The sequence below is a fragment of the Photobacterium rosenbergii genome (assembly GCF_003026455.1).
GTDB classification, from domain to species: Bacteria; Pseudomonadota; Gammaproteobacteria; order Enterobacterales; family Vibrionaceae; genus Photobacterium; species Photobacterium rosenbergii.
Genome location: NZ_PYMB01000004.1, coordinates 40265 through 52500, shown reverse-complemented (window position 1 = coordinate 52500; position 12236 = coordinate 40265). Strand labels below are relative to the sequence as shown.

10 protein-coding genes are annotated in these 12236 nt (G+C 48.4%); 3 read left to right on the top strand and 7 right to left on the bottom strand.

Features of this window, described 5'->3' with window-relative positions; genetic code table 11:
- The first annotated feature begins 168 nt into the window (after positions 1-168).
- On the top strand, positions 169-600 hold the full coding sequence (locus C9J01_RS12665; RefSeq protein ID WP_107298523.1) for an HIT domain-containing protein: 432 nt from the start codon (positions 169-171) through the stop codon (positions 598-600).
- Positions 601-649: 49 nt separating this feature from the next.
- Here C9J01_RS12665 and C9J01_RS12660 read toward each other — a convergent pair whose 3' ends face one another.
- The 6 genes from C9J01_RS12660 to C9J01_RS12635 all read right to left on the bottom strand — a co-directional run bounded on the left by C9J01_RS12660 (position 650) and on the right by C9J01_RS12635 (position 10138).
- Complete coding sequence (locus C9J01_RS12660; protein WP_107298522.1) at positions 650-895, bottom strand: FeoC-like transcriptional regulator; 246 nt, start codon at positions 893-895, stop codon at positions 650-652.
- On the bottom strand, positions 892-3171 hold the full coding sequence (gene feoB / locus C9J01_RS12655) for a Fe(2+) transporter permease subunit FeoB (RefSeq protein ID WP_107298521.1): 2280 nt from the start codon (positions 3169-3171) through the stop codon (positions 892-894). Before feoB ends, C9J01_RS12660 begins: the two co-directional genes overlap by 4 nt.
- Positions 3171-3398, bottom strand: a complete 228-nt coding sequence (locus C9J01_RS12650; RefSeq protein WP_107298520.1) for a FeoA family protein — start codon at positions 3396-3398, stop codon at positions 3171-3173. Before C9J01_RS12650 ends, feoB begins: the two co-directional genes overlap by 1 nt.
- Before the next feature lie 380 nt (positions 3399-3778).
- A complete protein-coding gene (locus tag C9J01_RS12645) occupies positions 3779-7516 on the bottom strand; it encodes an AraC family transcriptional regulator (protein ID WP_158264536.1) in 3738 nt (1245 codons plus the stop codon).
- Positions 7517-7751: 235 nt separating this feature from the next.
- Positions 7752-9095, bottom strand: a complete 1344-nt coding sequence (gene mepM / locus C9J01_RS12640; RefSeq protein ID WP_107298677.1) for a murein DD-endopeptidase MepM — start codon at positions 9093-9095, stop codon at positions 7752-7754.
- A 2-nt stretch (positions 9096-9097) separates the two neighbouring features.
- Positions 9098-10138 carry a zinc ABC transporter substrate-binding protein gene (locus C9J01_RS12635; protein ID WP_107298518.1) on the bottom strand — a complete coding sequence of 347 codons (1041 nt, stop codon included), beginning with the start codon at positions 10136-10138 and terminating at the stop codon, positions 9098-9100.
- Positions 10139-10231: 93 nt separating this feature from the next.
- On the opposite strand from C9J01_RS12635, the gene znuC reads away from it, so the two are divergent.
- Positions 10232-11017, top strand: a complete 786-nt coding sequence (gene znuC, locus C9J01_RS12630) for a zinc ABC transporter ATP-binding protein ZnuC (protein WP_107298517.1) — start codon at positions 10232-10234, stop codon at positions 11015-11017.
- Positions 11010-11795: a zinc ABC transporter permease subunit ZnuB gene (gene znuB / locus C9J01_RS12625; protein WP_107298516.1), complete on the top strand. Its 786-nt coding sequence runs from the start codon at positions 11010-11012 to the stop codon at positions 11793-11795. The genes znuC and znuB overlap by 8 nt, the downstream gene beginning before the upstream one ends.
- A 73-nt stretch (positions 11796-11868) precedes the next feature.
- Here the strand turns inward: znuB and C9J01_RS12620 are convergent, their stop codons facing one another.
- Positions 11869-12189, bottom strand: coding sequence for a VF_A0006 family four-cysteine protein (locus C9J01_RS12620; protein ID WP_237156959.1), 321 nt, complete (start codon positions 12187-12189; stop codon positions 11869-11871).
- Positions 12190-12236: the final 47 nt, after the last annotated feature.

The following is a 12236-nucleotide window of genomic DNA, read 5'->3' as shown; positions in this document are numbered from 1 at the left end:
AAAAATACTGACTGCCATGGCAGAAAGCATTGCCACTGCTTTATATTCACACTATCTTACTGTCATCAGTGCAGCTCCTGATGCCTTTATCCTACCCCAAAGCCAAATTTTGGCTGGAGGTAAATATCCCAACGTGTGAGCTACACAATACAAATAAGGAATAACCCCATGCCGTTTACACTCCATCCGAGACTAGCCGCAGATACTACAATTATCGGCAATCTTCCCCTGTGTCAGGTATTGCTTTCTAAAGAGGCGCTTGGCCCTTGGTTAATTCTGGTACCAAGAAAAGTGGATCTACGTGAAATTCACCATTTACCTGAAGATGAACAGCTTCAGTTGATCAAAGAGTCCAGTGCAGTAGCAGCCGTACTTGAAAAAGACTACCAAGCCGACAAAATCAATATCGGTGCGCTGGGCAACCTTGTACCCCAGTTACATGTACACCACATTGCCCGCTTCAAAGGTGATGTGGCATGGCCTGGCCCGATTTGGGGCAATACAGACGGCACCCAACGTGACGAGGCCCTACAACAAGCATTAACCGAAGAGTTAAGGGCTGAGCTAGGCCATATCGACGGCTTCAGTGCCGCAGAGTAAGGTATAAAAAAGGCAACCCTGAGGTTGCCTTTCCTTTAATTATTGCCTGCTATCCCCGCATTACGGTGATAGAAAGCTCATCGGATTTTAGCGGTCGGTACCAAATCTCCTTGGCACCCTGACAACAACCATCACTGTCACAGCCGACCAGTTCCTTGCCCAACTTGCCTTTGCGGATCCATACATCCAGCATGGCCTCGACACCGTCTTCCGACATACCGAACCGCATTGCCAATGCCTTGCGGCTGGCACGCCCATGTTGCTCAATGTACTGTTTCAGCTGCTGTAGGATCATAGTGTTGCCAACTCCTCGGTTTGCATCTGCTGACCTTTACGTTTGAAGGTAATAAACAAACCAGCATTGATTGCAGTGAAGACCCCAATCCACAACATGCTTGTTGCTGGGTGATCAGAAAAATGAGCGATCTGGTAATAGTACGTCGCAAAGGTATACGCCAATAGCATGGTATAAGCCGCAATAAACACTGAGTACTTCTGACCAAACTCACGAACGTAGGCACCCATTGCTGCGGCACATGGCGTGTACAGTAGAATGAAGATCAAGTAGGCCATTGCCGCCGCAGAGCTCACAAAGTGGGCTTGGATATTGCCGAAGATTGACGCATCAACTTCCTGCTCTTCAGCCGCTGCAGCTTTATCTTCCAACTCACCAACAGTGATACCCAGCGGATCAGAATAGCTAAGGTCAGCAAGGTTGGCACCGATACTGCCTACCGCTTCCTGAAGGCTGCCCATTAGATCATATTCAGCGTCTTCTTCACCCGAAGCTGGCGCATATAGGTTATTCAACGTTCCGACTACGGCTTCTTTTGCAAAAATACCGGTCAGGATACCAACAGTAGCAGGCCAGTTATCTTCTTTCACACCGATAGGTGAAAGAACAGGGGTAACGATCTGGGCTGTTTTTGCCAGTACAGAATTAGGCGTATCTTCGTTACCGAACGACCCATCAGTACCCAGTGAGTTAAAGAAGCTCAGGATTGCCACAACAACGACGATTGTCTTACCGGCTCCCAGTACAAATTTCTTCAGTTTCTGCCAAGTTTTGATACCAACGTTACGCAATGTTGGCATTTCATAATCTGGCATCTCCATAATGAAGCTATCACTGTTACCCGGGTAAATAGTATGACGCAATACCAAACCAGTCAGTACCGCAGCGGCAATACCCAAAATATAAAGACCGAATACGACATTCTGACCATTTTCAGGGAAGAAAGCTGCAGCAAATAGTGCGTATACTGGTAGGCGCGCGCCACAAGACATAAACGGTGCCATCGCCGCTGCAAGCTTGCGCTCACGCTCTTGTTCCAGTGTACGGGTTGCCATGATAGCTGGTACATTACAACCAAAACCCAATACCAATGGCACAAATGCTTTGCCCGGCAGGCCAACTTTCTGCATCACTTTATCAAGTACAAACGCTGCTCGCGCCATATAACCTGAACTTTCAAGCATCGCCAAGAATAGGTATAGGCAGGCAATAACCGGAATGAAGGTCGCTACGGTCTGGATACCACCACCGATACCGTCGGCAATCACAGTCACCAGCCACACCGGAAGGTGGTCATCAAGTAGGTAATGCCCACCATCAACAAGAAGCGCTCCGGCACTGATATCGAAGAAGTCGATAAAGGCACTACCGATGTTGATGGAGAACATGAACATCAGGTACATCACAACAAAGAAGAAGGGGATACCAAATGCACGGTTGAGCAACACCGCATCAATTTTGTCGCTCAGGCTACGGCTCAGCTTGCCTTCTTGACGGCGAACCTTACTGCACAGTTGATGCAAGAAGCTATAGCGTACATCAGCCACTTGGATATCAGGGTCAACATCCACCATCAAAGTATTGCGAACGTTGCATGCCTGATTCTTTTGCTCTTCTGACAACTGGTTGATCACCAAGGTATCATTTTCCAAAGCACGAATAGCCTGCGCGCGGCTGTTCAATTGGGCATCGGTAAAGAAGGCTTCTGTTTCGGCAATGGCTTGCTCAAACTGGGTACCGTAATCCAACTTCAGCTCATTAACAGCAATTCCCTGCGCCAGCATTTTGTGCAACTGGGTTTTGAATTCTGCTACTTGCTTAAGGTTATTCGCCGACAGGCTCATTACCGGACAGCCCAGAGCTTTTTCCAACCCTTTAATGTCTAGTTTCTGGCGTTGGCGCTCCAGTACATCCATTTTGTTCAGCACAACCACCATTGGACGACCCAGTTCGCGTAACTGTAGAGTCATGTATAGGCTACGCTCAAGGCACGATGCATCCACCACATTGATAATGACATCCGCTGGCATGGTTAGGATGGCGCGAGAAGCAATGGCTTCATCCAAGCTATTAACGTCGTTGGCACTGTCAAGGTTGTAGATACCAGGAAGGTCAGTTAGCGCAAAATTGTCACCTGCGCAGTCATAACGGCCTGTTTTCTTCTCAACGGTTACCCCAGCCCAGTTACCCACCTGCTGCTTGGCGCCAGTCAAGCCATTAAATAGAGTCGTTTTACCGCTATTTGGGTTACCGACTGTCAGAATGCTGTATTGCATCAGTTCACCTCCACATCAATGCTTTCTGCAAGTTGTTTACGCAGGGCGATATCCACGCCTCGAACTCGCACCTGAAGAGGATCACCAAGCGGGGCCACACGAATCACACTCACAGGAGTATTTGGTAACACCCCCATGACCATTAACTTTTTACGGGTAGCTGCTGGTAAGCCAGCTAAACTGGTTACCCTTCCTTCAGCCCCGCATAACATTTCTGACAGTTTCATTCTAAACCGCTACCCTAAATAAGAATAATTAGCATTAATACTTTCAATGTTACAGATTGAAACACATTAAGTGTTGTTTTAAATCAATAAATCCCACTCATTTTTGCATTCATTGTTTGCAATATTGACATCCAGCACGCTTTACAGCCTTATTGATGGATTTGTTACCACCTGCAGCTAAAGGGGAAAAGAAAACATTCAAGGGATCAATCACTTAACATCACTGTGTGGTTAAACACAGATAAACGACACAGAGTTGGTACTTGTACAGGCAGAATGGTTAGATGAAAGGATAACGAAACGGGCAGGAGCTACTCCCTAGCAAAATACCGGGAGGGTGATTACTAACGTGATCTGGCTGAATAACCAGACCACGCAATTTAGTCGAGTGTAGAGGCCCCTTTGGCAAACTCACTAGGTGTTTGCCCGCTATAGGCCTTGAACCTTGCACAGAAATATGAAGGGTCTTTGAAGCCACATGCCAGCGCGACATCAGAGACTTTATCCCCTTGTTTAAGCATGACCGCGGCCTGCTCAAAGCGGAACTGGGTGACATAATCTTTAAAAGACAAGCCAAACTCTTGCTTAAAACGCTGCTGGAACGTCCGCTCGGGCATAGTCAGCGCTTTTGCTGCTGAAGAGTTCCCAAAGCCAGAATGGTGAAATTGCTTGGATACAAAAGCGTGGACATTATCCTGCCACTCCTTACTCTGGGGCCCTTCCTCACCATCAGGTTCAGCAGACTCTTTACTGAGTAAGCGACCGATTTCAGCTAGCGCAACATTCGCCTCTAATGGTTTTGAAAGCGTGTAGTCCGCCCAGCGAATCGGTTGAGATCCGCGTGTTTCTTCAGGAGTAGTTAGTGCGACGAACACCGGTCCCTTGTTGCCAAAATAATCTTCCTTCATCCCCCGAAGCAGTTCTTCATCGCTTGGTTCGAGCACTCCCCTGTTAATAATGACGAGCTCAGGGAGGGTATCTTCAATTAGCATCAAGTCCTCATAATCCCCCCGAGTATGGGTAACATGATAATGTTCGGACAGTCGCTTGCTCCACTCACTATGGTTGTCATCCTCATTCCCAATCACCATTAACCATTGGGGATGGTCTGGCGCTCCTTGCTTAGCCGTTGGATACCCTGCTTCCAATGACTCAACCACAAGGGGAAGCCGAATAATAAACTCGCTCCCGACGCCCTGGTAACTGATAACCGAAATGGCACCCTGGTACTGTTCAACCAATTGCTTTACCGTACTTAGGCCCAAGCCGAATCCCGCCTTGGGATTGAGCTGAGGGTCTTCTTGGTAATAGCTATCAAACAAGTGGGCCTTGGTCTGCTCTGACATCCCGCGACCAGTATCACTCACAGAGACAATCAATTGTTGATCAAGCTCTTTCACAGCAACCGTGATCCCCCCTTTACTGTCGGTATATTTCATCGCATTCGACAGCAGGTTACCGAGCATGATCTCAAGGTGGTAGGGCGCCAAGCAAATGGCAGTTTCAGGGGAAATATTTTCTTCGAGGCACAATGCTATCTGTTTCTTTTCGGCTTCAACTTGCCAACTCATGCAACAAGCCTGAATGATTGGGCTGACTCGCTGTTTACATGCCTTCTCTGACTCAACCAGAGCAAATACGTCACGTGAAAGCAGTTGATCCGCCACATGCAGGGCATGGGTAAGGTTCTTTTCGGCAATATCGACCTTACTCGGTGCTTGGCAAGTGGACCTCAGATCTGACAACAAACCCAGTGACAGTTGCAGCGGTGTCCGCAATTCATGAGAAAGCTGCGCCATAATATGCTGTCTTAGGTCCAATATTCGTTGCAGGTGAACATTGCTCGCGTTGAGTTGCTTTTTCTGGAGTTCAATTTTGGCTGTCTTTTGAAATACAGCCTGTTTGAGTTGCTGTGCCTGATCTTTAAATACCCTACCTCGCCAATAAAATAGCACTACAGCTAGTAGCAAGGCAGCAAGCCCCAAAATGCCTATTATGGCTTGATATATTCGCCAGGCTGGCTGGATATTGAAGACATAGCTTAATTCAACTGCGGTATTGTCAGCAGGCTTCACCCTGCGAACTTCAAGCGTGTACTGCCCAGCAGACAATACACCAACAGGCAGCAATGGGTGGGTGGCTATCTGCCATTCGCCAGCCTGAGCATTTTCATCAACCAGACGATACTGATACAAAGTCGAACGGGATGGCATAGCCTCCAGCTTGAAAGCAATGGAGGAGCCATATGGCAACCGCCTCAGTTTGCTCCATGAATCAGATAAGGGCCAAATATCGTTATCCACCCATACTGCGCTCAGCACTAGCTCAGGATCGGGGGGGAATTCATCAAATAATGCGTCATGATCAAGACTCAATAGTCCTTGGCGGTAGCCTAGTACTAAGGCGTTCGTATTATTTTGCAAACATGCCTGTGAGCCGACATCTTCAGGCAACAAGCCGCTGTTGAAGCTCAAGTGCTGCTTCAGATCGCCATAGTAATTCATGAAAGACATGCCGTTACTGGAAGAGAGCCATACGCCGTTACTTCCTCCAACTAAACAGTATGGACGGACAAAATTAGAAGACAGCTGAACATCTTGCAGCTTTAGCGGAGTCAGTACCTGAGAGACCTGCAGACCATAGTTCGAAGCCACCCAGAGTTGACCCATTCGATCTTCATAGATATCGACAACCCCTCCTTTGCCCTCACTCCCCGGCACAAAATGCAGCATTCCGGCATCAAATTTATACAAGCCGAAGGTTGTCCCAACCCATACATGGTTTTCACTGTCTTCCAAGATACGGGTAACAACCTCTCCCCCTTCAGGATCACGCAACCAGTGATTTCCAAAGGGCATCCACTCACTAAACTCTGGCCAGTAGCGATATAAGCCATCCTCAGTCCCAACCCATAGCGAACCAAAATGATCGACCATAATTTGGCTTATTGACCAAGCAGAAATTTCTTTTGGCACATCAATATTTTGTAAATAAGACTGGCTGATATGATAAGTTGCGATACCGTCTTCTTTTAATATCCACAAGACCTCTCCTGACAATGCTAACTGTTTAATCTTGCCAAGAGTTGCAATATGACTTAAGACTTCAAAAAAGGGGGAGATTTCAAACAATCCGTTATCTGTCGCCAGCCAGTAATGCCCATTGCTACCATAGGCAATATCCCCAATAAAGGATGCATCAATCTCTCCTTCCTTTTTGCCCAGCCTGATCCGCTTGAGTAAATCAGAACCTGCAGGTAATTGGCTTACCCCTTCCGGCGTCGACACCCAGAGCATGCCTTGCTGGTCTTGATGGAGCCCAAGCACCCGGCGACCAGGTAATGAAAACTTGTCGAGTTCTGAAGGCATGAGGTGTACTTTTTCCTCCATACCCAAGTCCATCAGGTATAGCCCCATCGTACTGCCTACCCACATACCTTGCGCCGTTACCTGCAGGCTCATGACCGAAGGGCTACTCGCCTTTTCCCCTAAGGGAGTTAACGAGCCATTTCTTCCTTTAATCACGCCCCGCCGGGTACCAAACCAGATTTCACCTTGCTCGTCTTGCTCTATAGCTGTGACATAAAAGTCTGATAACAGTTTGGTGGGAGGTAAGGAGAATGAAAGGTATTCATACACACCTTGCTGAGCCGCAACATACAAATGATTACCCGCCACATGTAGCCCCGCCAGCTTTATTGGGTGTGGAAATGGGAGAAATTTCGCTTCTGGCTCAAACTCTGATAGCTGGTAGAGCCCACGCCGGTTAGCAAACCATGCGCTATTGTCCAAACTGGCTACAGACTCGATAGGCACCTGGCTGATGTTGTGCCTTTGCAGCTCTGAGGTTTTTGGGGAATAGGAGTAGGCGTGGTTATCCTTCACCAACCATAGTATATCGTCCACCAAGGCAACATCCGTCACGCCGGTGACCGGCTTACCGGTTCTTTCAACAGCAGGTTTAAAATTAGTGCCATCGAAGAACAACAACTGGCCTCGAATATCGACCAGCCACAGGCCTTTGTTGGAATCATCAACGATTTTGCGAACAGACAAATTACTTGGCCCGTTTAGGTCCACCATAGAGCGAAAAAGGTAACTCGATGCAATTACAGACATCGAGGGCGTCAATCCTAGCCCTAATAGCGTGATTAATAATACAAATCGCCTGATCATAACAATGAAAAAAATCATCCAACCTCATGAAATACCTATGTATTATGCAGTAATGACAGGTCTATTATAAGTCGACATTTATAAAATGAGGCAAGATGCATAAAAAAACGCACCGTAGTGCGTTTTTTATTACCCGATCCTGTAACCTGATGAAGTTGAAAACGTTATAGCTGATGAACTAGCTATTCAATGTTTGCTGCAACACACGCTTTTCTTCACGGGCAATTTTACCGTATTCGGCAATTTCGCCATCTGGCACTGGAGCAGCCTCTGGAAGCGGTACTTTCATTGCATCAACCGGACGGTTTTTCTTGATCAGCTCGTAGTGCAAATGCGGTCCGGTAGAGCGTCCGGTATTGCCACTTAACGCAATCCGCTGTCCCATAGTGACCCGCTCTCCCGGCTTAACCAGCATCCGGTGCAAATGGAGGTAGCGTGTCACATATTCCCGTCCATGTTTGACAACCACATAATTTCCCGCCAATGGGTGCTTTTGCGCTTTCACAACAACACCGTCTCCTGCTGACAGCACCGGCGTGCCGATAGGTGTAGCAAAGTCCGTACCGTTATGGGGTGATATCCTGCCGGTTACCGGATGCTTACGACGAGGGTTGAAGGGAGAGCTTATTCTATAACGTTTGGCTGTCGGGTAACGACGAAGGGCGCGATCTAAGCTGTTACCGTCGACATCATAAAACTGGCCATCGTGGTGCCGACTGACAAAGATTTCGTGATTACCGTTAAGATAAAGCAGCGATTTGACTTCTCCTCGGCCAACGGCCTTGCCGTCGATATACTCCCGCTCTACAGTCACAGCAAAACGATCACCGCGACGGGCCTGACGGCCAAAATCAAACCGCCATTGCAGAGCCTGTACCACTTCCTGAATCTGGTTAGGGTTCAACCCTGCCGCCAGTGCAGAATTATAAAAACTGCCTGACACCCGGCCTGATAACCTTACCGGCCTAAGCTCCCCGGCTTCTTCAGTACGCTGGTAGCTATAACCGTTGTCAGTACGTTGATAGTGGTCAGTAAACTTGGCGCTGCGATGAACGGTAAAGCTCTCAACCGCGCTGTTGTCATCAAGAGTCCACTCCAGCCGCTGGCCAACGCCAATCTGTTGCAATGCAGGCTCGGCCTCGAGCATCTGGTACATATCGGCAAGCGGGAGGCCATATTGGCCAAATATGCCGCCCAACGTTTCCCCGCTGGCAACGGTATGGCGATGGTTACGCTGCGCATGCTGGGTCAATTGCTGCCCTAGCTCATCGGTCGGGATCTCGAAGGCTGGGTCATTGTTCTCAACCACGGCCCCCAACGGCTCGCTATTTTGCTCTGACAGAAGCTCCCAGCCACTGGCAGGAACACTGATCTCCACCCTGTGGTTAAGTTCCTGTGCCACATACGAACCTGGCTGCCACAAGGTGGCAGCCAGAACGACAGTTGAACATATTGCTAGTCCAACACGATGAGGGCGCGGTAGTTGCCCTAAAACAGCAGCCGCCCCGCGGGCGGCCTTGATGCTTATTTCAGACACTGGCTATAGCTTTGCGACAATTGATTCAAGAACTCTACATAGCTTCCTTGACCATACTCAATCTCTGTCGCCAACGGATCTAGGGTACCAATATTCACCCCAGTGCCACGAGCAACGCTGTCAACCACTGCAGGAGAGAACTGTGGTTCACTGAAGACACATTTTGCATGCTGGTCTTTCAAAGAATTACGAATTGAAATCAAAGTTTTGGCACCTGGGCGACGATCCGGCTCAACAGTGAAGTGGCCAAGGTTATTTAGACCAAAATGCTCTTCGAAGTACCCGTATGCATCATGGAAGACGAAATAGCCTCGATCGGAAACCGGTGTCAGAGTTTGTTCAATGGAAGCAACAGTAGAGCGAACCTCTGCCGAGAAATTCGCTAGGTTCTGTTCAAATTTCTCTTTGTTGGCCGGTGCTACACTAATGAGTTTCTCTGTGATCACCTGGGCAGCCTGAACCGCTTGTTCTGGGCCCAACCACAGGTGTGGGTCAATACCTTCGTGGCTGTGGCCATGGTGGTCATCATGACCATGGTCGTCGTGATCATCATGGGCATGTTTGTCATGGTCGTGACCTTCGTGATCATCATGATCGTGTTTATCATGATCGTGGCCTTCGTGATCATCATGGGCATGTTTATCATGATCGTGGCCTTCGTGATCATCATGGTCGTGCTCATCATGAGCATCGCCATAATGACGGAAATTAATACTCTCTTGAGCAGTAAGCGTCAGCACATTGTCTTTGCCGTCAATCACTTTAGTCAAAAAACGCTCAAGTTCAGGGCCGACCCAAATCACCAAGTCAGCTTCATCAAGCTTGCGGACATCTGAAGGGCGCAATGCGTAATCATGAGGGGATGCGCCAGCAGGTAACAGCGTCTCAGTCGACGTCACGCCCTCTGTTAGCTCTTGGACAATCATGGTTAAAGGCTTGACCGTCGAAACGACTTTGAGTTCTTCGGCATGCAATGCGGGCGTAGCTAGAAGCCCTAAAGTGCTGCAAGTGAGGAGTAAACGGCGCATAATAGGTTCCCTGAATAATTCTTGATTACAACAATTAACAGAGATGTTATATTATAACATCTCACTTTGGCAATTATCTAAGCAAATAAATTTATGAATTCCTTAGTAGAATTACAGTCGGTTACCGTGACTTTTTCCGAACGGCACGTTCTGGATCAGGTTTCCCTGAAAATAGAACGTGGTCAAATCACAACACTGATTGGCCCAAATGGCGCCGGAAAATCGACATTAGTCAAAGTGATTACCGGTTTGACCAAACCAACGGCTGGCAAACTTGTGCGCCAGAAAGGGCTGCGAATCGGCTATGTCCCACAAAAACTTTCACTCAACAGCACACTGCCGCTGACCGTTGATCGTTTCATGCGCCTTGCTGGCCGTTACAAAGAATCACAGCGTATTGACGCGCTGGAGCTAGTCGGCGGCAAACACCTGCACCATAGCAATATGCACTCCCTCTCTGGGGGAGAAACACAACGTGTGTTGTTAGCACGGGCATTGTTACAACAGCCAGATCTGCTGGTGCTTGACGAACCGGTACAGGGAGTAGATGTTAATGGCCAACTGGAGCTTTATAGCTTAATCCAATCTTTGCGCGACAAACTCAACTGCGCCATCTTGATGGTTTCGCACGATCTGCACTTGGTGATGGCAAAAACCGACCATGTTATCTGCCTGCACCACCACATCTGTTGCTCTGGAGAGCCGGAGATGATCACCAACCACCCATCGTATGTGGCCTTGTTTGGTCGCCATCAGTGCGAGCAGTTGGCTCTATACCAGCACCACCACAACCACGAACATGATTTATCTGGCAATCCTGTTGGCCCTTGCCAGCATGATCACCAACATAACGAAAAACAAGAGAGCAACAATGCTTGATTTATTGCTTCCCGCACTGATCGCGGGCATTGGCATCGCCGTCCTTTCCGGCCCCCTTGGTTCATTCGTCGTTTGGCGAAAAATGGCTTATTTTGGCGATACCCTATCCCATGCCTCGTTGCTCGGCATTGCGCTTGGTTTCCTCTTCAATATCAACCTTAACCTCGCACTGCTCATTTGCTGTATGGCCCTTGCTGTCATCTTGGTAAGTTTGCAAAAACAGAAATACGTGGCAACAGATACCCTGCTAGGTATCCTTGCCCATAGTGCCCTATCTCTTGGTATGGTCGCTGTCAGCTTCCTCGATCATGTTCGTATCGACTTAATGTCGTACCTGTTTGGTGATTTGCTCGCCGTGACACCTTCCGATCTGTTATGGATCTATGGTGGTGGTGCTATCGTCATGACCATGCTGCTAGTCCTATGGCGACCATTGCTTTCCATGACAATCAATGAAGAGTTGGCCCAGGTCGAAGGCGTGAATGTTGATCTGATGCGCCTGTTATTGATGCTGATGGTCGGTATGGTCATTGCCGTCGCGATGAAATTCGTTGGTGCCCTGATCATTACTTCCCTACTGATCATTCCTGCAGCTACTGCCCGAAAATTCTCCCGTAGCCCGGAAACGATGGCCGCGCTGGCTTCAGGATTGGGGGTGATTGCGGTGATGTGCGGTCTAGCAATGTCTTGGTACTATGACACGCCGGCAGGTCCTTCCGTTGTTGTTGCCGCCGCCGCTTTGTTCCTGCTAAGCCAATTCAAACGGAGCGAAGCTTAACCTCGCAGACATATTAACAGCAGCCCCTTTCGGGCTGCTGCCTAATCCCCCGCCGTACATAACGATTCTATTATCAATTAAACAAACTACGATGTCGGCTATTACACGTGCTCTTCACTTGCATGGCTGTACGTAGATGCTTGGTTTCAGGCAGATAATCGAGAAGGCACTGGAAATAAGCCTCATCTTTATCAGATAGCATAAAGTTATCGATATAGAGCCGATGGCAGGCGTTGGTCATCAAGTTGGCTGATGTACCATTTTCAGCTAAAGACACATACTCAAGAATGCAGGTCTCGTAACCATCCTTGTCTTCTTTCGCTACGCTAAATGCCGAACTTAACGCGATTATCAGCAGTAAGGCCACCTTTCTCACTGTCAGCCCTCCGGTCACTTACCTCTCCTAAGCATATACACATCCCATCAGGTGTAGCCCAATAA